Here is a 20,540-nt window from a genome sequence, read left to right on the forward strand (position 1 = left end):
TTGAAAAAAATATTTATGGGCTGACGCGAATGGTCAATTTGAAGAATATCTGGTGTTCTGACCAAACGCTCACCCTCTTTGCCGGTTATCTAAATATAGTGTTGTGATCTTCTTTGCATGTATTAACAGTGTGTGTCTACAACGCTTTTATTTGTTCTGAAAATATCGTGTTTATAAAATATGATAAGTGAATGTTATTATATTTACATATCACATCAATGCCATGCTTCATGAAAGCCGTATAAACGTAAGTGTGCCATCGCGTGCAGCACACACAGCAGCAACAGGTGCAAAATCATTACCGGCTGTGCCTGTGCTACAGCAAAAGACCAAAGCGCAGGACAGCCTGTTGCAAAGAGCAGAAGAAAGTGAGCAGCTACAAGGTGATAACAGCGCCGCTGCGGTAACACAAATGAAACCGGCAGACTGGGCGGCTTCGGCCACTATAGCAGCGGTGATACTACATCAGCCCGGATATTTCAGTACCTGGAAGAAAATAGTGAAAGCGATAAATGAATATAAAGTACTGCCCGAAGATGATTATGCAGCACGCGGCCGGAAGCTGGACTTGATGACAACGCTTATCGCCACTTGGAAAGAAGGGCACAAAAATGATACAACTGCCAGGGTAGTGGGCATACGCGGCGCGCTGCCCGGCCTGGAAGGGCTGATAGTCACCGAACGGGCTGAACTGCTGTTTGCTCAAAACGTTCGGCAATATGCTACCGCCGGAACCACATATACCTCAAGAACAAGGGGTGATGTATCGTTCACCGTGGCCAAGCAAGGGGATAAGCTCAACGTTTTAAGTGCGAACCCTCAAATAGCAGGACATATACAATACGATCTTACTCGTGCCAGTATCGATTTAAAACATTTTGAAGCACAGCCCGAAGGCCTGGGGATCGGATCGGTGCTGATGCACGAGTTTGCAAGATTTGCAGGCCAGATGGGTTTAGCAACGGTTAATGTACTCACGCCTGCATACTCAGCAATGGGTGCTTATGATTTTTTTGGCGGGATACCGCAAGCAGGCAAACAGGGTGCGTTTGATACGCGAAGGGGGCAGTACGAAACCGTTATGGGCCTCAGGAACGACGACGAGCGCGGAGAGCGTATTGCCGACGATCACGACGACGAAACCTACACTAACTTCATTAACGAAGAAGCCAAGGCCGTTGGCAAAACCGCGGCGAATAAGGCCAAATTTGCAACCCCCGAGATAAGTGCGGATGACCTGGAACGGGTTGAAGCTTTAGCCGTTCAGGCGCATAAAGACAGATACGTGCGCAATGTAGACAATGTAAAGCGTGCGGCCCGCTTAAAAGCACTCTCCGGCTTCCTGAGCTATAACATCGCCGCGCTTTTGGACAGGACACGCGGCCAGGTGGCCGGCAAATGGATCGTAGGGGAGTAGGCGTATCGGAAACACCTGCAATACTATCCAAGCGCCATTCTCAAACCAGATCCAAAATACTTCTTGTATAAATTTTATTCCGCTTAGTAATATTTCTATTATTAATTTTTTCGGATGTGATTTCTTAGCGCATTATTGCAAGTCACTAAGAAATCGCTACGCTTTACAGAGCCGCTGTACAAGTCCCATTAAACCATTAAGCCTTTCAGTCGCTCAGATCTTCGGTCATTTTCCCAAACAGGGGGGATAAAGTAAGATTTATTTCAGCCTTCGGGCTTTCTGCTTTGCGCTTTCAGCTCTACCTGCAATGTAGCAAAAAATGGGCAGAGATGGAAGGATAATTCCAAAAAATATATCGGGCTTTGCGCATTCCGAAATATCCGCCATTATGGTGAATTGTTGTAAAAGCAAGCACAATCCGGCATTTGCAGGTAGCCGGGTGGAGCGAATTGTACAGGGCGGTAAACCCGCACGGTTTTTGCAGGTACTTAACTGTATACTAAATTATTTACTTATTATGAAAACGACTAACTTTCTTAAACTACCTGCCATAGTGTTGCTACTGGCTGTAGGCGCGTGCTCCAAATCAAATAACGGCAGTACGGTCGACGCATCAATATCTACCGACGATGCGGCCAACATCATGGCCAATTCTGTGTCATCAGGTTCGGGCGGTATGGCCGGCGCATCGGTTGATGTTACCGCCAATGCGCAGCTTACCTTTAATGCCAACCCCGGTTGCGGCGGCACCAAAACCTATAGCTTTAACCGTCAGAGCCCGCAGGGCGCATCGGTTACCTACAGCTATAGCTTTAACTACACTTATACGCTTAACTGCGTAAACAACGTGCCCGACAATGTGAGCGGCAACGCAACCAGCACCGGCTCGTACGACGGGCCCAGCCTGACCAGCACCGACTCGGGTACATTAACCTTTAACGTAGGCGGCCTGGCGCAAAGCAGTACTGCTTACAGCGTTAACGGCGAGTATAAACGTACCGGCAGCTTTACACAAAAAACAGGCAATATGCGCAAAGGCAGCAGCAATGTGGATATTACAGTAACCAGCCTTTCTATCCCGAAAGGTGGCAGTACTATTGCTTCGGGCAGTGCTACTTTTACCCTGAGCGGCACCAGCAACAACGGTTCGTTCAGCTTTAACGGCACCATTACCTTTACGGGTAACAACCAGGCCAACCTGGTGGTAAACGGAACAGCCTATGTAGTTAACCTGGTTAATGGTAACTGTACGCGCTCGTAACTTTGTCTGTTAATTGAATGTTGTTAAAAGGGCCCCGATAGGGGCTTTTTTGTTTGATTATTTTGCGAATGTCTACGCCATCACCACATTATTTAAGCTAAACTTATAAGGTGTTGATGAAGGTCCCGGCCCGCCGCCGGTCATCACGATATCGGCGCTTTTGACACCCAATAATGATAGCTCGGTATTAATGTTTGATATGATCGCCGAGTTCATTACTTCGCCCTGCACTACCTGGCTTGCAACGCCTATCCAGATGGTGGGTTTAAACTCAAAAGCGGCTTGCTGGTTTGGCGCTATACCGTTCTTTACGGCCAGTAACCGCCCGCTTTTATAAATGCATGCGTTGATGGCGCCTTGTGCCAGGCCGTTCCGAAACTGAACCTCTTTTGCCGAAGTAGCCGGTCCCGCATAGCTTAATCTATCACCTGAAGCCGTTAATGTGACCTGGAAAAGTTGCCCATTGCTGGCATTTAATTGCGGCATATAGTTGCCCCAGCTATCGCTTGCACCTATCTGCATGTCCATCGGAAACGTAAACGGATGGTTATCGCCTTGCCCCACATATTCGAGTACCTTCCAGGCGACGGCCAATTCGTCAAAACCGGCTGCCATGTTTTTTTGAAAGATAACGATGGAAGGGGCACCGTTGTCAATGGAGTTATTGATGAAGTTAAGAAGAATATTCATGTTGCCAGGTTTAAATTGTATTATAAAAATACGTTATTTATTAAACCCATTATGTGTAAGGTATTATATTATACTTACAATATCGTTTTTGATGGCATAGATGACCAGCCCCGTAACATTGCGCGAACCTGTTTTAATTAAGAGGTTATTACGGTGCCCGTTAACCGTTTTTACGCTGATAAATAATTTTTCGGCAATTTCTTCGGCGGTGAGCTGCTGGCAGGTGAGCCGCAATATCTCTTCTTCGCGCGGCGAAATATTCACCAGCAGTTTTTTGGCTTTTACTTTCCGGCCCATGCTGCTCTGTATGGCCTTGAGCGTACGGGCATTGATGTACGAACCAAGGGTATGCACGGAAACAATGGCATCGTGCAGTTCCTGTGGGTCGCTGTCTTTCACCAGGTAACCGTGTGCGCCATGTTTTACCAGTTCGGTAATAAAATTTTCATCATCGTGCACCGAGAGGATGAGCACTTTCATGTCGGGGTATAATTCGGCCAGCGCCAGGGTTACATGCAGCCCGCTAAACTCTTTTCTGTCCTTAGGCGGTAGCGACAGGTCGACAAGCATGACATCGGGCAAAACTGTGGTTTTACCCAGTTTTTCTATCACCGAGTGGCCGTCGGCACTTTCAAAAACAACGTTAAAGTTATCCCAGTTATTTAATATCGCTTTAACGCCTTCCCTGAAAAGTACCTGGTCCTCAACTATCCCAATATTAATCGCACTTGTGGTTTCCATCGTTAATCAATATTAAAAGGTATTTTAACCGCCGCCGTAAAACCGGCGCCTTCGGCATTGTTACCATACGCAATATTTCCTTTTAAGGCGCTTATCCTGATCTCCATATTTTTAAAACCCATGCCTGCGGTGCTGTCGCCGTTGGTATCCAGCCCTTTGCCGTCATCCTTAAAATTGAGCATCAGTTGATGGTTGTCGTAATCAAATTCCATCGTTATTTTTTTGGCGCCTGCATGTTTTATCGTGTTATTGATGAGCTCCATGCTAATGCGGTATAAACCCAGGGTAACGGGCCAATCCATCTCGGGGAGCTCGTTTTTTACCGATAAACAGATATCTATTTTTCCGGATGCATTGATCGTTTCGGCAAAACGCTCCAGGGTTTTGATCAGGCCGAACAACTCCAGTTGCGGCGGCATTAACTGGTGGCTGATGTTGCGCACGCTGGATATGCCGCTTTCTGATAAACTGATCAGCCCCTCGATGGCCGATTCCATCCCAGGAGCAGCGTCCTCCTGTTTCTTTACCTTTTGTTGTATTAAAACGAGGTTCATTCGGATGATCGAAATCACGGCGCCCAATTCGTCGTGCAGATCGGACGCCACGCGTTTCCGCTCTTCTTCCTGTACCTGGATGCTGTTCCGGAGCAGATCTTCCTGTTGGCTCGATTTTAACGCCGCTTTATCCAGTTGCTGCCGGTACAGGTTTTTCTGAAAATTTACGTACAATAATACCACGCCCACCGCGATAACGAAAAGCACAATTGTAAAAGGTATAATAATATCTACTAACGATATTCCTTTACCTGCTTCCATATACCAACAAAAAAACAAATGTACATAGTGATCGATGCGGCCGAATGAAACAGCCAGTCGTAAGTGTTAATGTTTACTGAATAATGCCGCGCACAATAATTCGCAAAATAAAACAGCAATAGAGTGGATGCGTAATAAATAAGTACGCCCGAATTTATCCAGCTTAAGCTTTGCTTTACAGACTGCGGTATGGCATGCATTTCCTGGTTTAACAATACAATAAAGGTAAATATCGAAAGAATAATCAACAGGATAGATTCGACAGTTAAAGCATTAGAGTTGAATATAAAAATACCCTGGAAGAAAATAGAGTTAACGATCGAAAAACAAACAAATAATAAGATAACTGCATTGATCACCCTTTTAGTTATCAGTTTGGCTAACACCATTTTATAATACCAGACCAGCAGTGCGAAACCCACAGGGACGTAAAAATGCAGTAAGGGCAGGTTATTTTTTTGCAATAACCATAAAACCAACGCTATGATTTGCACAATGGCCGAACACATGATGAACCACCAGAACACTTTTAACGTGTTTTCGAGGTAACGATAGCGGGCGATCATGAAAAAAAACACCAATAGCACCGGGATATCCGATGCTATTAATATGGCTTTAGTGATGCTCATTTTTTATTGTTGTTTTGATCAGTTACCGCAGGTAGCCGGGCACGGGGTGTTCAGATCGCCGACAAACAGCGCTAAACTGTCAGGCATGCTGTTGCTTTGGATTATATGGCCGTTTTTGTCGATCCGATTACCAAGCGAATCAACTATCTGGCCTTTTTTATTAAAGAATAAGGCCCTGCCGGCGGGGAAAGGACTGCTCTTACTGGTAATATCGGCATCTACAACGGGTTGTATGTAAGCTTTTAATTGCTTTAGCGAGTCGGAGTAACCGATGGTTAAGCGGATATAACGGTGCGCAGTTTGATATTGCCAGGCCGTATCTATGCCCATTGCACATAACAGGTCCTGTGATCTTACAGTAAAGTATTTGAGCGGTACCGGCACCCCATTGCCCATAATTGTCCATAACGAATCGTACGATTTCGTCCATTTATGCGCCGTTGATCTGGGTACAAAATCGTGCATGTTTACGGAGTCTACTGGGTTAACAGGGGCAGGGCAGCCGGTATGAAACAACCGGCAAAGGCCTATCGAGCCGATAATAAAACCAAATACGCAAGCTATAATGATAACTGATACGAACTTGAACAGGCTTATTGTGATCTTTTTCATTTTACATAGATTTTAGGGGTTTGATATTTTAATAATGTTGATAAGCAGGTTTTTACGTCGTTGGGTATTTATTTGTTAGTCGAAATTAGGTATTAATGTTTGATATTTTTTTGATAGGGCAGGTATTAATACTCGTAATATTTTAAAAACAGGTATAAATACCTGTTCCGCACAACCCGTATTATTGCTCTGAATCCGTGTTGTTCGATGATCCAAATTTGTAGTGCTAAAAGCTTTTACGGGTGGAGTCCAGCTACCACTAAAAAAAACGGGCCTGCCTGTAGAGGGGATCATTACAGGGGCGAAATCCGAAAAGCCTGATGAGTAGGACAATTTAAATCGAACAAATCATGAGTACTGCAACACTTTCACCTGCGCCAAAAAGAAAAAGCGCAGCCAAACATTTCAGGGCTGCTTCACTGGGTGTCGGCCCGTTTGACTCTTTAATGGCCGATTTCCAGGCCGCCACGTATTCGGCCGCAAATCCTATTATCCAAACCATTTCGCAGGGAACCACCTGGCTGCCGGTGAGCACCGATTCGCTCGGGCCGATACACTTTTACTGGCAAAACGGTTCGTTTTTTAATGCCTACACCTGGAACTACATCAACAACCTTTTTGCCTACAATCAAATCAACAACAACTACTACACCAATGGCGATGGCTTAAACACCGCGCTTTACAATGCGTTTTCTGCCATTTCTTACGTGTTGTCGTCAACCGACCAGGCTACTGTTAACCAGGCTTACCTGAACAACACCGGCGATATGGCTACACTGGTAAGCAACTACATCAACGGCGGGTACTCGACCGTGCCCGCAGGTACAACACAGGCTCAGTATAATTATGTGCTGCAGCAGATGTTAGATTGGTCGCAACCATCGGGTTCAACAATGCCGCCGGTTAGCTATACTACCTTTTTCCAATCTCCAAACCCCGCCGCTTTGCTTCCGTACGCGCCGCCGGGTGCAGCACAATTGATCAAACAACTGATCGCGATCGTTAATAAAATGGGGGCGGCCAACGCCATTATCGGTGCACAGCAGGCTGTTGTGTCGGAGTTGTCGAACGTGCTGAAAAACATCCAGGGGCCCGTTAACTATTCGACCAGTAACCCGACGCCTGCCGGCTGGATGGCTTTGGTTGACGATAACGGCCCGGTATCGAGCTGCGAACCCCAATGGATATTAAACCCGCCGGCTGCAACCATCACAACCGGATTGGAAACAGGAAGCAGCTTTACCGTCCGCTTGACGGTAACAGACATTGATAACTCAACCTGCAATGTTAGTGTGAACGGTGGTGCCGGCGTTTCTGTGGGTGTTGGTTTTTTCGGCATAAATGCCAGCACTTCGGCCAGCTACGATCTGTCGACCATAACTGAAAATATCACCCAGCTCGACGTAACCATGACTTTTAACGGTGTAACCAATATCAGCATGGTGCCGAGCGCCTATAACATCTCAACAAGCGCTGGCTGGTGGCTGCCAAGCATTTTGAGCCAGGCCGTAAATTACAATTCGGCGGTTTCTGGCCCTTACATGCCGCCAAGCGCATACAATTTTAACCAGGACGGCAACTTCGGTGTATTGAATAACCTGTTTATCTCGCAACTGCCGGCAATGGAGTTAACCTTTACCACGATAAATGCCGACGAGATAAACCAGATTTTCACAACCACTACATCATGGGGTGTCGACTTTTTGGGTATCGATTTTGGCGGTGGCAGTTCAACAAGCACTTACACTTCCCATGTATCTGATTACTCAAGTAACTCGATTACCATTACTATGGCGCCCCCATCGTTCCCAAGCTCATTGCCTTCAAACGATCAAACCGCCTTTGTAATCGGCGCTTCGCTTACCTGGCCAGGCGCTAAATAACAGGATCGTTGTTTTAAACTTCTTTCCCTGCAGGGCTTTTTTCGAAAGAAGGGGCTCTGCAGGTTTGGATGAGCCGAAAAAAGATAACCTATTAACTTAAACATACGGTGACCTAAAAAACCTTAAGATTAAAAATATCTAAACCTTTATCCCCATGAGTCAAAATCAATATTTACCAGCTGGTAGTTACCAGCTTACCAGTAGCAATATTTCAGTAACCATTAATGCTCAAATTGAGCAAAATGGCAGTTTAGTTAATTGTACCCCTTTAACTTACACCGCACAGCAAACCAATACGATAGGCGATATTGCTATCAGTAACGGAGCCCTATCCATTATACCTGGGAACGGATCGGCACCTAACGCCGACAACCAGTTAGGCATTTACGTGCCAGCGGGCAGTTACCAGGTTAGCGGCCAGAACATCACTATTACGTTAAATGCCGAGTGCGAAACGGCAAGCGGTGATTTGGTGCAATCTGCCCCATTAATTTACCCGGCAGTAAATGGTGCTATAGTCACTGATATTTCAAACAATAACGGTAGCCTCGATTTTAATATAACACCTATCGCAACCCAGGGTAAATGTTTTATCAGCTCATTTGGCAACCGCTTTATGGTGAATGGTGTAGCCTTATCTGCAGATACCGCCATCAACAACACGACCGATCTGCTGGCCGATGTTAACCTGAACTACATGGCTACGGCCGTTATACCACAACTGGTTTATTTGAATGTCAACACCATCAGGGTTTACCAGGTCGATTCCACCCTGTCGCACGACCGGGTTATGCGCCTGCTTGCTACCAATGGCATTTATGTAATGGTTGAACTGGTAACACCCGAAATTTGCGTTAACAGGATGAACCCGGCATATTCATTATCGTTATACCAGCGTGGCACACGCGTTATCGATGCCTTTCAGAAATATCATAACACGCTCGCATTTTCGGTAGGCAACGAAGTTATTTTTCCGGGAGAAATGTATACCCAGCTAAATGATAACGTAGCCGCTACTGTTGCATTAGAAAACTCGTGTGCTGCGGTAATGAAATCCTTCATCAGGGATATGAAAGCTTACATGACGGCTCAAAATTACCGGGCTGTGCCTGTCGGTATGGCTATGCAGGATGGCCCGCAGGCTTCGTTACCTAACCCCGGGTTGATTGGAACCGATGTTGTTGCTGAATTTTATGCCAGCGGCGATGAGGCATCAAGGGCCGATTACATCGGCATCAACAGCTACCGTTATGTTAACGGCGGACCAATGCAATCATATGATGGTTTGGCGCAAGAAGTGCAATTGCTCCCTGTACCGGTATTTCTGACCGAATCAGGAGGGCTTACTTTCCCTACCCCAGGTCAACCGCCACTCACCAGGGATTGGAAAATTGTATCCCACGTTTTACAGGCTTCAAATCTGTACAGCCAGTTATCGGGCCAGGTTGCGTTTCAGTTTTTTGAAAAGGGAGCCTATTTCGGTCTTTACAACCAGCTTGCGTCGGCACCGCTTACGCAAACTACCTGGGGTGGTGCTCCGAATTTAGCAGCACAGTTTGCGATATGCGAAGGGATATCCCTTCCGCCGCTCCCGGCTACTGCTATAACCAATCCGCCATCGAATTTCGATCCGGCATTGTTGCCAAACCCGGCTCCTAATATTACCGTTACGGTTAATAATTATGCAACAGTCGGTCTTGACGTTGTTCAGCTTGGCACTGTTTTAGCCAGTCTGCCCGCCGGTACTGCAGATACGCCCTCGTCGACAAGCGTGAGTGTATGCCAGCAGCTCGAATTATACATTCTAAATCCAAGCGGTTGGGCTTTATGTTGCGATGTTGCTGTTACAGACCTACAGGATGGGATCGTCATAGATAACAATGTTTCCTGGGGTGGCAGTTGTAATGTTCTCCCATAAACATCAGGACGTAATCAATTTTTAAGCGCGGGTTTTCTTTACAAAGGAAGATCCCGCGCTTATCTATATAATAATAGCGAGGTATTTATTGTATTTTAGTGCATGCATCACGCCGTCATACAATACTCCTGTTTATTGGTCATTATCCTGTTTGTGGTTATGTTGGCCCAGAAGATCAGGGTTGCCTATCCCATATTACTCGTGCTGGCAGGTCTGCCGCTGGGTTTTGTGCCATTTTTGCGGGGTATCCAGATAGAACCCGATTTGATTTTTGTGATTTTTTTACCGCCACTGCTTTACGAAGCTGCCTGGAATACTTCGTGGAAGGATCTTTGGAAATGGCGCCGGGTGATCAGCAGCTTTGCTTTCCCGGTAGTAATCATCACCTCGTGCGTTGTGGCGTTTGTATCGGCGGCTATTATACCCGGTTTTACTCTCGCTACCGGTTTTTTATTGGGCGGTATCGTTTCGCCGCCCGACGCCGTATCGGCCAGCGCCATCTTAAAAAATATCAAAGTACCCAAGCGTTTTGTCACTATTGTTGAAGGCGAAAGTTTGCTGAACGATGCATCAAGTTTGGTGGTATTCCGTTTTGCGTTGGCGGCAGTGCTTACGGGTTCGTTTGTTTTCAAGGCCGCTGCGGTTGATTTTGTACTGGTTATAGTTATGGGCATTGCTATCGGCATAGCTGTGGCGCTTGTGTTTTATGCCGTACACCGCTGGCTGCCTACCACCACCAATATGGATGTGGTGCTTACTTTTATTACGCCTTATGCCATGTATATGGCAGCCGAAGAGTTCCATTTTTCGGGAGTGCTGGCTGTGGTAAGCGGCGGGCTTTTCCTGTCGGCCCGGCGGCACGAGTTCCTCTCATACCGCAGCCGCCTGCAGGGCATTAATGTTTGGGAAGCCGTGGCCTTTATTCTGAACGGCGTGGTTTTTATTTTGATAGGATTGGAGTTCCCGGTTGTGATCAACGGCCTGGGTGCCGGCGGCCTGGCACCGGCAGTTACCTATAGCCTGATCATTACCGGGGTATTGATCGTAACACGTTTTGTATCGACGTACGGAGCTACCATTATTACGATGGTGATGAGCCATATTATTACGGTGGCCGACCCCAGCCCCGGATGGAAAGCGCCTGCTATGCTCGGCTGGACGGGTATGCGGGGCGTGGTATCGCTGGCAGCTGCTTTGAGTGTACCGTTGATGCTGAACAATGGGCAGCCATTCCCCAACCGCGATATGATATTGTTTATCACCTTTACGGTGATACTGGTTACACTGGTGCTGCAGGGTTTAACACTGTCGACGATAGTGAGGTGGATCAACATGCCCGACCCCGATCTCATCCTGACCATTGAACAGCAACGCCAGCTGGTACGCAAAAAACTGGCACATCTGAGCTTGAAAATATTAGATGAAACCTACAGTGGAGAGGCTAAAACCAATAACATGGTAAAGGGGCTGATATTGCGCTACAATGCTGATATGGAATTGCTGAAAGATTGGGATAAAGACGGGCCCGAAGAGCGCGCTGAAGCATATTATAAAGACTACCGCAAAATTATGGCGCATTTACTGCAGGAGCAACGTGCTTTGTTGCTCGAACTCAATAAAAAAGAGAATATCAGCGATGAATTGGTCAAACATCAATTTGAACTGCTCGACCTGGAAGAAGAAAAACTCCGGCAGCATTTTGAAGCCGATAATTAGATGTTCAGCAATGCAGATGATGTTTTTTCGGCATCAAAAAAAAGAATGTCCTGTTTATAACTACCGGTGCTCTCTGCAAATTTGTTATTTTGGCGGCAAGCTATGCAAACTTTACAACAACTGCGCGAAGGGAAATACCAGGGCGCTACATCACTTAAACTTTCGGAAAGGCTGACTGAATTTCCGCGCGAGATATTCGAACTGGCCGCTACGCTCGAGATACTCGACTTGTCGCGCAACCAATTGAACTCCTTGCCGGGCGACCTGGGCCGTCTCAAAAGATTGAAGATACTGTTCTGCTCAGAGAACTTATTTACCAAACTTCCTGAAGTTCTGGCTGACCTGCCAAGCCTGGATATCGTGGGCTTTAAATCGAACCTGATCAGTGAGATACCGGCCAGAGCGCTTAATCCCAATATTCGCTGGCTGATACTTACCAATAACCGCATCGAAGAAATACCTGCCGAAATAGGTAATTGCCACCGGATGCAAAAGCTGATGCTTGCCGGGAATAGGCTTACGAGCCTGCCCGAAGAATTGAGCCGGTGTCGGAATCTATCGTTACTGCGCATAGCGGCCAACCGTTTAACAGGCTTGCCGGTCTGGCTGCTTGATATGCCTAAATTATCCTGGCTGGCATTTTCGGGTAACTTGTTTAACATAAAGCCACAGGCCGAGGCGATCGGATTTATCAGCTGGGATGCTTTGCAAATAGATAAGCAATTGGGCGAAGGTGCTTCGGGTATCATCTCCAAAGCCAAAATGGGCGATGACGAGATTGCGGTAAAGATATTCAAAGGCGCTGTAACCAGCGATGGTTTGCCCGAGGATGAGATGCATGCTTATATTGTTGCGGGTGCGCACCCGGGCCTGGTACAGCTGCGTGGGCAGATTGCCGGGCATCCCGAGGATAAGAAGGGTTTGGTTATGGAATTAATACCGCAGCGTTTTTTCAATTTAGGCATTACCCCGAGTTTTGAAAGCTGTACGCGCGATGTTTTTGATAAAGATTTGAAAATTTCAGCCGGCCAGGCATTGAAGATTGCGGGTACGATTGCTTCGCTGGTGGCACATCTGCACAGCAAAGGCATTATGCATGCCGACCTGTATGCGCACAATACACTGATAGATGATGAAGGCAATACGCTTTTCGGTGATTTTGGCGCCGCTTGTTTTTATGACAGGCAGGATACCAGGATGGCGCAGGCCCTCGAACGGCTTGAAGTAAGCGCTTTTGGCCACTTATTGGATGATTTGATCTGCTTATGTACCGATCCCGGACATGCAGCATTGAAAAGGCTGCGTGAGTTGAGTGATATCTGTGTTGATCCGGAAGTTGCTGCAAGGCCGGATTTTAGTTGGTTGGACAGTGAGATCGCTTTGCTTAGCTGAAGACAGGAAGCTCAAAACAAAAACCGTGTCATTTCGAAAGAGCGGGGGAAGGAACGCGTGGTTGCGCGACTGAGAAATCTTCTGCGATTAGTAAGGTGTTGTGCATTTCGAAGAAGATTTCTCCTCACACCTGCGCGCAGCCCATCTCTGTTCGTCGAAATGACATGGTTTTTAGTTTTACTCCATCACTCTAATTTATATTCATTCAGTTTTCTATAGAGCGTAGCTATACCGATGTTGAGTAGCCGTGCCGCTTCGGCTTTGTTGCCCTCGGTATGTTTGAGGATGCGCTGAATATGGAATTTCTCGACCGAAGCCAGATCGAATGACGCGTTAGCCGGTGAGGTTTTGGTATGATGCTCAAACTCGTAAGGCAGTAAACTCGCATCCAGCTCGTGCCCGTCGCATAAAATAATGGCCCGCTCAATAATGTTCTTCAATTCGCGCACGTTGCCGGGCCAGTCGTATTTTTCTAACTGATGTAAAAAATCCGGTGTAAATCCGGTTACCTTTTTATTCACCTTGCCGGCAAAATATTGGATAAAGTTTTTAGCCAGCGGGCCGATATCTTTCTTCCGCTCGCGCAGGGCGGGTAAGGTAATCTGGAAAACCGAAAGCCGGTAAAACAGGTCCGACCGGAAATTGCCTTTCGCCACCTCATCCTGCAAATTGCGGTTGGTAGCAGCCAGTACCCGCACGTTAACCTTGGTAGTTTTGGTATCGCCAACTTTGATAAACTGCTGCGATTCTAAAACGCGCAGCAGTTTAGCCTGCAGATCGTGGTCCAGTTCGCCTATTTCATCAAGTAAGATAGTGCCGCTGTTGGCTTCCTCGAAGAGGCCGCGTTTGTCTCTTGCGGCACCGGTAAATGCCCCGGCTTTATGCCCGAAGAGTTCGCTCTCCAATAGTTCTTTAGTAAAGGCGCTGCAATTTACCGCCACAAAAGGGTTGAGTTTGCGCGGGCTGGCCTGGTGTATCGCCTCGGCAAAAACCTCCTTGCCCGTTCCGGTCTCGCCTAACAGCAGTACGGTGGTATCGGTAACGGCAACACGTTCGGCCAATTTAATAGCGGCCAGCGTTGCAGGCGAATTACCGATGATACGTTCAAAACCGAATTTGTTGTTAAGCTTGCTTTCCAGGCTGAGCACACGGCGCTGCAATACGGCCTTATCCATCGCCTTGCTTACCAGCGGAATGATAAGTTCGTTATCGTCGCCTTTGGTAATATAATCGAAAGCGCCGTTCTTGATGGCCATTACCCCGTCGTTGATGGTGCCATAAGCCGTCAGCACGATCACTTCCGTTTCCGGATGCTGTTCTTTAATTTTTTTGGTGAGCTCGATGCCGTTCAGGTCGGGTAGCTTTACATCGCTGATCACCACATCAATGGCGTCATTATCCATATAACGCAGTCCTTCCTTTGCATTTGCGGCTTCTACTACTTCGTAATCTTCCAATTGCAAAATGCGGCAAAGCAGTTTTCGCAAACGTTCTTCGTCATCAATAATCAGTAATTTACCTTTTGATGCCATGCGGGCTGTTTATCTTTTTCGGGCGCTAAGCCTCTGGTTTTTATCTTCGTCTTTATTGTGGATATCGCCGCCCTCATCTACAACAAGATCAGAAACTTCATGGTCGTCAATCCCGATCTTTCTTTTTTGAGGCACCAGCGGTACAATAATAAAGGCCAATATAGCAGCAATCTTTAACAAGATAAGCATATTGATTTGATTTAAATGTAAACTGACTTAACCTAACCCACAGGTAACAGGAAATAGAATTTGCTGCCATCGCCAATCTCGCTCTCCACATTAATGCTGCCACCCTGCGCTTCTATAAAATCTTTGGCAATAGCCAGCCCGAGCCCCGTCCCGGTTTTATCGGGGCTGCCGCCCGGAACTTTAAAATACCGCTCAAATATGCGCGACAGGTATCGGGCGTCGATGCCCTGGCCATGATCCTTAACCGAAAACTGTATGCTGTTATTCGAAGCCCGCTGAACGGAGACTTTGACAGTCGATTTTTCGGGACTGTATTTGATGGCGTTCGACAGCAGGTTGAGCAGCACCCAGGTCGATTTATCCAGGTCGGCCCTGACCGTGGGCAACGTATCGGGGCAGTCAACCTGTATGCTGATATTTTTCTGATCGGCGATAAATCTGATAGCCTGCACAGCATAATTTACAATATTTTGCGGGTGCGTGCTGCCAAAGTTCAGTTGGATCTTGCCCGTTTCGATCTGGGCCATATCCAGCAGTTCGCCCGTGATCTGTAACAGGCGGCGGGCATCGTCCTCAATGTTTTGCAACAACTGTTTCTGCTCGGCGTTAATGGCGCCTATACGGTCGTCTTCCAATAATTTCAGGCTCATTTTGATAGCCGATATCGGTGTTTTCAGTTCATGCGAGATTGTAGCTATAAAATTGGTTTTAGCTTCGTCGAGTTGCTGAAACTCGGTGATGTTTTTCAGGATGATCACCTTGCCGGTACTGGTGTTCTCGTTAACCACATCCAGTACCTCGCGGGTAAAATAGCTTTCGCGGTTATCGGCAAATATCTTCATGCGCGTCTGGTCGGCGTGCAGGATGTTGCGCAGCAGGTCGTTCTCCAGCGCAATATCGGGGGCGTACTCACCTACCAGTTTTTCTTCGGATATGCCCATCAAATTGCAGGCAACCTTGTTAACAAACACAATGAACATTTTATCATCCAAACCGATAATGGCATCGTGCATGGAGTTAATGATGGTTTCGATCCGTTTTTTTTCGAGCAGGATACTGGCCAGGCTGCTGTTCTCGTAAATATCCAGTTGCCGTGCCATCTGGTTAAAAGCATCTGCCAGTTCGCCAAACTCGTCTTTCGCCGAAAACGCGATGCGTTTCTTATAATCTTTGCCAGCTATTGCCTTGATGCCCTGTGTCAGTTCGGCAATGGGGTTGGCGATATAACCCGGAAAGTTGATCATAAAGGTAAAGGCGATTAAGAAGCATAGCGAACCGATGAACGATACGATAATGACTGCGGTATTGGCGGTATTGGCCGCTGTTTTATCCTTACGCTCAATGGCTGCCATATTGAGCTGCATTATACCATACAGCAGATTCTTCATCGTATTGCTATAGGTTGATGTTGGCTCGTGACGGCTGAGTGCGGTTTTATAACGCTCAAAATTTAAACGCAGGTCGCCCGTCAGTTCACGTTCGCCGCGTTCAGTGATATTATGTTCCTGGGCAATCAGGTTTTTTTCAATGATGGCAGTTTGTGTCGCGACTGTGTAAGTCCGGTTAGCGTTATCAAGTGCCTCGCTGATATTTTTGGTGTAAATTAAAGTTCGGTAATTGTCCTTCAAAATATCTTTCGAATCGGCCGAAAGGCGGTTCAGATAGTAGGCGGCGAGGCCGGCTGCTATAAGCGCCATCAAAAACAAAAAGGTTATGCCGGCGCGTAGTTTATTTTTAATGCTCATAGTCAGGATAGTATTAAAAGGTCGATATTGGTTTTGCTCATTTTATTAAGCAGTTGTGTAAACACCGCGGTTTTAAGTACCAGCTGGTAAAACTTAAAATGCGGCTTGCCGATACAAATAGTCGTTATCTCATATTGCTCGGCCGTTTCCCAAATAGCCTTTGCAATATTATTGGTTTTTACCTTAATAACTTCGGCACCCAATTCGGTCGCCAGTTTCAGGTTGTTGATAAGGAAGCGTTGTGCCGATAGCCGGATATTATCGCTGTTCTCGCTACTGGTCTGCACGTACATCACGTACCATTTGGAGCGGTAGTACGATGCCAGCCTGGCCGTTTTGCGGATGATGATCTTGGCCGAATCCTCGTTAGTGCTGATGCAGGCCAAAAATATCTCGGGCCGCAACTTGATGGTTTTGGGTATCTCGGTATCGATTTTGCGCTCCAGCTGATGAGCAACTTCTTTCAAAGCCAGCTCACGCAGTTGCAAAATACGGTCGGTCTGGAAAAAGTTATTCAGCGCGGTGGGTATTTTTTTTTCGTCGTATATCTTGCCTTCTTTCAGCCGGTCTATCAGCTCATCGGCAGTCAAATCGATGTTCACTACCTCGTCGGCCAATTGCAGCATCTTATCGGGGATGCGTTCGCGGATTGCTGTTCCGGTTATCTTCTCAACCTCTTCGTTCAGGCTTTCGAGGTGCTGGATGTTTACGGCGCTGATCACGTTAATGCCCGCGTTAAGGATATCTACCACATCCTGCCAGCGTTTCTCATTCTTGCTGCCTTCGATATTGCTGTGCGCAAGCTCGTCAACCACCACCACCTCGGGCCTCAGGTTGATCACGGCCTGGCAATCCATCTCCTCCAGTTCCTTGCCTTTGTAAAACAGTTTACGGCGCGGGATGACAGGCAATCCTTCTAACAGGGCGACGGTTTCCCGGCGATTATGGGTTTCGATATAACCGATCTTTACGTCGATGCCATTGCGCAACAAGGCCTGGGCCTCCTGCAGCATCCGGTATGTTTTACCTACGCCAGCGCTCATGCCGATATATATCTTGAACTTTCCCCGCCTCGATCGCTTGATCAGTTCGAGAAAATGCTCTCCCGATTGCTCTTTTTCATCCATTTGGATATTTCTCTAAAGCGTCATTGCGAACGACAGTGAAGTAATCTCTACATAGGACGATCGATACATTCAATCGGATCTGCATTCGTAGAGATTGCTTCGTGCCTCGCAATGACGTGATGGTTATGGCTTCACTTCATCTAAAGCTACGTTTAATTGCAGCACATTCACCTTTTCGGGGCCGAATAATCCCCACAAAGGTTTTTGGGTGTGAGCATCAACCAAAGCCAAAACTTTGTCGACAGCTAAACCACGCACCCTGGCTATCCGCGCTGCCTGTATCTTAGCGCCTGCGGGCGATAGGTCTGGGTCGAGGCCGCTGCCCGAAGCGGTAACCAGTTCGGCAGGGATATCCGCGCGTTTTACGCCGGGGTTATGTACCAAAAAAGTGTCGATGCGTTTTTCAACGTCTTTCAGGTAATCGGGGTTGGTCGGGCCCTTGTTCGAACCGGCCGAAGCATCGGCTTTATAATCGGCAGCCGAGGGGCGCGAGTTAAAATACTTGTCTTTTGTAAATTTTTGACCCACGTTGGCATAACCAACTACTTTTCCATTCACGGTAACGGCAACGCCATCGCCACCGCCGGGAGTTAATTTACCTACGGCCGCAACTAATAAAGGATACAGGCCTGCGCATAATACGATCAGCACGATGGTGATCCTGATTGATGGCAAAAAATATGTTTTCATTTTTCGAGTATTGAGTATTGCGATATGCGTATTGAGATTTTCTGTAATTATGTAGAGTTTGCTTTGGTCGCAATACGCAATACGCCCATCGCAATACTATTCCTATATCAGTATTCCGACCAACATATCGATCAGCTTAATGCCGATGAATGGAATCACTACCCCGCCAAAGCCATAAATAAACAGGTTGCGGCGTAACAGCGCACTGGCACCTATCGGTTTGTATTCCACACCGCGTAAGGCCAGCGGGATAAGCAATGGGATGATGATGGCGTTGAAAATCACCGCTGATAAGATAGCCGATTCGGGACTATGTAGCTTCATAATGTTAAGTGCTCCCAATGCTGGTATCGATACCATGAACAGGGCCGGAACGATGGCGAAATACTTAGCCACGTCGTTAGCGATAGAGAAGGTTGTTAATGTGCCGCGGGTCATCAATAACTGCTTCCCTATCTCCACGATCTCGATCAGCTTGGTCGGGTCGTTATCCAGGTCAACCATATTGCCGGCTTCCTTGGCAGCTTGTGTACCACTGTTCATGGCCACACCCACATCGGCCTGGGCCAATGCCGGAGCATCGTTTGTACCGTCGCCCATCATGGCAACCAGTTTACCGCCTTGTTGCTCTTTCTTGATGTAGTTCATTTTATCCTCGGGTTTTGCTTCTGCAATAAAATCGTCCACACCAGCCTTTTCGGCGATGAAACGGGCAGTTAGAGGGTTATCACCTGTAACCATAACTGTTTTTACACCCATTTTACGCAGGCGCTCAAAACGTTCGGCTATGCCGGGTTTAATGATATCCTGTAACTCAATTACACCAAGGATCTGCTCGTTCTCCGATACTACCAGCGGTGTACCGCCATTCGAAGCTATCTTTTTAACTTCTGCTTCTACATCGGCAGGGAATAAATGACCTGCTTTGGTGGCTGTGTTACGGATCGAATCGAAAGCTCCTTTACGGATACGTAAGCCATCCGGGGTATCCAAACCGCTGGCCCTTGTTTCGGCTGTAAATTTGATGAACACCGAGCCTTCGGGTACTTTTAGCGATACCATTGGGTTAATGGCCTGTGCAAGCTCAATAATGGATTTTCCTTCGGGTGTTTCGTCCGCAAGCGAACCTAAAACACACGTGCTGATAAAGAACTGCACATCAACACCGTCGGCGGGATGAAAGTGGGTTGCTTTACGGTTACCAATGGTAATGGTGCCTGTTTTATCCAACAATAAGGTATCCAAGTCGCCCGCGGTTTCAACAGCTTTACCCGATTTGGTAATTACGTTTGCACGCAGCGCCCTGTCCATCCCCGCAATACCGATGGCCGATAATAAGCCACCGATAGTTGTAGGGATCAAACAAACGAACAAGGAGATGAAGGCGGCTATTGTGATAGGTGTATTGGCATAGGCCGCAAAGGGTTGCAGTGTAACACAAACAATCACAAATATGAGCGTAAAGCCGGCCAGCAAAATGGTCAATGCAATCTCGTTAGGTGTTTTTTGGCGCGAAGCACCTTCAACCAGTGCGATCATCTTATCCAGAAAGCTTTCGCCGGGTTGGGTGGTCACCATTACTTTTATCCTGTCGGACAATACTTTGGTGCCGCCTGTTACCGATGATTTATCGCCGCCCGACTCGCGGATAACCGGTGCAGATTCGCCCGTAATGGCCGATTCGTCAATTGTGGCGATGCCTTCGATGATCTCACCATCAGTCGGGATGTTATCGCCTGCTTCGCAGATGAAGATGTCTCCTTTTTTTAGGTGCGACGACATTACACGGGTTTCTTTACCGTTAACCAGCAAACGCGCAGGTGTTTCTTCGCGGGTTTTACGTAAACTTTCGGCCTGTGCCTTGCCACGCGCTTCGGCAATTGCTTCGGCAAAGTTGGCGAACAGTACGGTAAGCAAAAGGATAATAAATACCGTAAGGTTATAGCCAAAGCTGCCCTGGCCTTTGTTGGCAAATGAGTAGATGCTCACGATCAGCATCACCACGGTGCCAATTTCAACGGTAAACATCACCGGGTTTTTGATCAGTACGCGAGGGTTAAGTTTAACGAACGATTGTTTTAGTGCGTCGTTCACCTGCTCGGCCTGGAATAGTGTATTTTGAGTTTTCATTACTATAATTTGTTTTTTAACGGCAATGAAGCTATCATGGGCCATGTTTATTT

At 47.1% G+C, this 20,540-nt stretch carries 17 protein-coding genes; 6 read left to right on the top strand and 11 right to left on the bottom strand.

From position 1 onward, the window contains the following. Nucleotides 1-223 precede the first annotated feature (223 nt). Entirely contained in the window at nucleotides 224-1,417 is a 1,194-nt protein-coding gene (locus BEL04_RS11650; protein WP_139113017.1) for a hypothetical protein, read from the top strand. 517 nt (nucleotides 1,418-1,934) lie between these two features. Further along, nucleotides 1,935-2,678, top strand: coding sequence for a hypothetical protein (locus tag BEL04_RS11655; RefSeq protein WP_139113018.1), 744 nt, complete (start codon nucleotides 1,935-1,937; stop codon nucleotides 2,676-2,678). 72 nt (nucleotides 2,679-2,750) lie between these two features. Here the strand turns inward: BEL04_RS11655 and BEL04_RS11660 are convergent, their stop codons facing one another. The 5 genes from BEL04_RS11660 to BEL04_RS11680 form a co-directional block, all read right to left on the bottom strand. Next, a complete protein-coding gene (locus BEL04_RS11660) occupies nucleotides 2,751-3,368 on the bottom strand; it encodes a hypothetical protein (protein WP_066003959.1) in 618 nt (205 codons plus the stop codon). A gap of 63 nt (nucleotides 3,369-3,431) precedes the next feature. Beyond that, on the bottom strand, nucleotides 3,432-4,109 hold the full coding sequence (locus BEL04_RS11665; RefSeq protein WP_066003961.1) for a response regulator transcription factor: 678 nt from the start codon (nucleotides 4,107-4,109) through the stop codon (nucleotides 3,432-3,434). Nucleotides 4,110-4,111: 2 nt separating this feature from the next. After that, the gene (locus BEL04_RS11670) at nucleotides 4,112-4,870 is read right to left on the bottom strand and encodes a sensor histidine kinase (RefSeq protein WP_175404067.1); all 759 of its coding nucleotides are present in this window, start codon (nucleotides 4,868-4,870) and stop codon (nucleotides 4,112-4,114) included. 26 nt (nucleotides 4,871-4,896) lie between these two features. Then, nucleotides 4,897-5,553 (bottom strand): hypothetical protein, encoded by a 657-nt coding sequence (locus BEL04_RS11675; protein WP_066003966.1) that lies wholly within the window; start codon nucleotides 5,551-5,553, stop codon nucleotides 4,897-4,899. Nucleotides 5,554-5,571: 18 nt separating this feature from the next. Beyond that, the gene (locus tag BEL04_RS11680) at nucleotides 5,572-6,165 is read right to left on the bottom strand and encodes a hypothetical protein (protein WP_066003968.1); all 594 of its coding nucleotides are present in this window, start codon (nucleotides 6,163-6,165) and stop codon (nucleotides 5,572-5,574) included. A gap of 350 nt (nucleotides 6,166-6,515) precedes the next feature. Here BEL04_RS11680 and BEL04_RS11685 point away from each other — a divergent pair, with 350 nt between their 5' ends. The 4 genes from BEL04_RS11685 to BEL04_RS11700 all read left to right on the top strand — a co-directional run bounded on the left by BEL04_RS11685 (nucleotide 6,516) and on the right by BEL04_RS11700 (nucleotide 13,074). After that, nucleotides 6,516-8,048 carry a hypothetical protein gene (locus tag BEL04_RS11685; protein WP_066003970.1) on the top strand — a complete coding sequence of 511 codons (1,533 nt, stop codon included), beginning with the start codon at nucleotides 6,516-6,518 and terminating at the stop codon, nucleotides 8,046-8,048. Between the two features lie 154 nt (nucleotides 8,049-8,202). Then, nucleotides 8,203-9,966, top strand: coding sequence for a hypothetical protein (locus BEL04_RS11690; protein ID WP_066003972.1), 1,764 nt, complete (start codon nucleotides 8,203-8,205; stop codon nucleotides 9,964-9,966). Between the two features lie 102 nt (nucleotides 9,967-10,068). Next, complete coding sequence (locus tag BEL04_RS11695) at nucleotides 10,069-11,682, top strand: Na+/H+ antiporter (RefSeq protein WP_066003974.1); 1,614 nt, start codon at nucleotides 10,069-10,071, stop codon at nucleotides 11,680-11,682. 102 nt (nucleotides 11,683-11,784) lie between these two features. After that, nucleotides 11,785-13,074, top strand: a complete 1,290-nt coding sequence (locus BEL04_RS11700; protein ID WP_066003976.1) for a leucine-rich repeat-containing protein kinase family protein — start codon at nucleotides 11,785-11,787, stop codon at nucleotides 13,072-13,074. Between the two features lie 185 nt (nucleotides 13,075-13,259). Here the strand turns inward: BEL04_RS11700 and BEL04_RS11705 are convergent, their stop codons facing one another. From BEL04_RS11705 to kdpB, 6 genes are all read right to left on the bottom strand, one after another. After that, nucleotides 13,260-14,606: a sigma-54 dependent transcriptional regulator gene (locus tag BEL04_RS11705; RefSeq protein WP_066003978.1), complete on the bottom strand. Its 1,347-nt coding sequence runs from the start codon at nucleotides 14,604-14,606 to the stop codon at nucleotides 13,260-13,262. Between the two features lie 9 nt (nucleotides 14,607-14,615). After that, nucleotides 14,616-14,795 (bottom strand): hypothetical protein, encoded by a 180-nt coding sequence (locus BEL04_RS11710; RefSeq protein ID WP_066003980.1) that lies wholly within the window; start codon nucleotides 14,793-14,795, stop codon nucleotides 14,616-14,618. Between the two features lie 32 nt (nucleotides 14,796-14,827). Next, nucleotides 14,828-16,540 carry an ATP-binding protein gene (locus BEL04_RS11715; RefSeq protein ID WP_066003981.1) on the bottom strand — a complete coding sequence of 571 codons (1,713 nt, stop codon included), beginning with the start codon at nucleotides 16,538-16,540 and terminating at the stop codon, nucleotides 14,828-14,830. Nucleotides 16,541-16,542: 2 nt separating this feature from the next. Further along, on the bottom strand, nucleotides 16,543-17,667 hold the full coding sequence (locus tag BEL04_RS11720; RefSeq protein ID WP_066003982.1) for a histidine kinase: 1,125 nt from the start codon (nucleotides 17,665-17,667) through the stop codon (nucleotides 16,543-16,545). 123 nt (nucleotides 17,668-17,790) lie between these two features. After that, entirely contained in the window at nucleotides 17,791-18,357 is a 567-nt protein-coding gene (locus BEL04_RS11725) for a K(+)-transporting ATPase subunit C (protein WP_066003986.1), read from the bottom strand. A 102-nt stretch (nucleotides 18,358-18,459) separates the two neighbouring features. Next, nucleotides 18,460-20,487, bottom strand: coding sequence for a potassium-transporting ATPase subunit KdpB (gene kdpB, locus BEL04_RS11730; protein ID WP_066005213.1), 2,028 nt, complete (start codon nucleotides 20,485-20,487; stop codon nucleotides 18,460-18,462). Nucleotides 20,488-20,540: the final 53 nt, after the last annotated feature.

This window comes from Mucilaginibacter sp. PPCGB 2223 (assembly GCF_001705515.1).
Taxonomy (GTDB): domain Bacteria; phylum Bacteroidota; class Bacteroidia; order Sphingobacteriales; family Sphingobacteriaceae; genus Mucilaginibacter.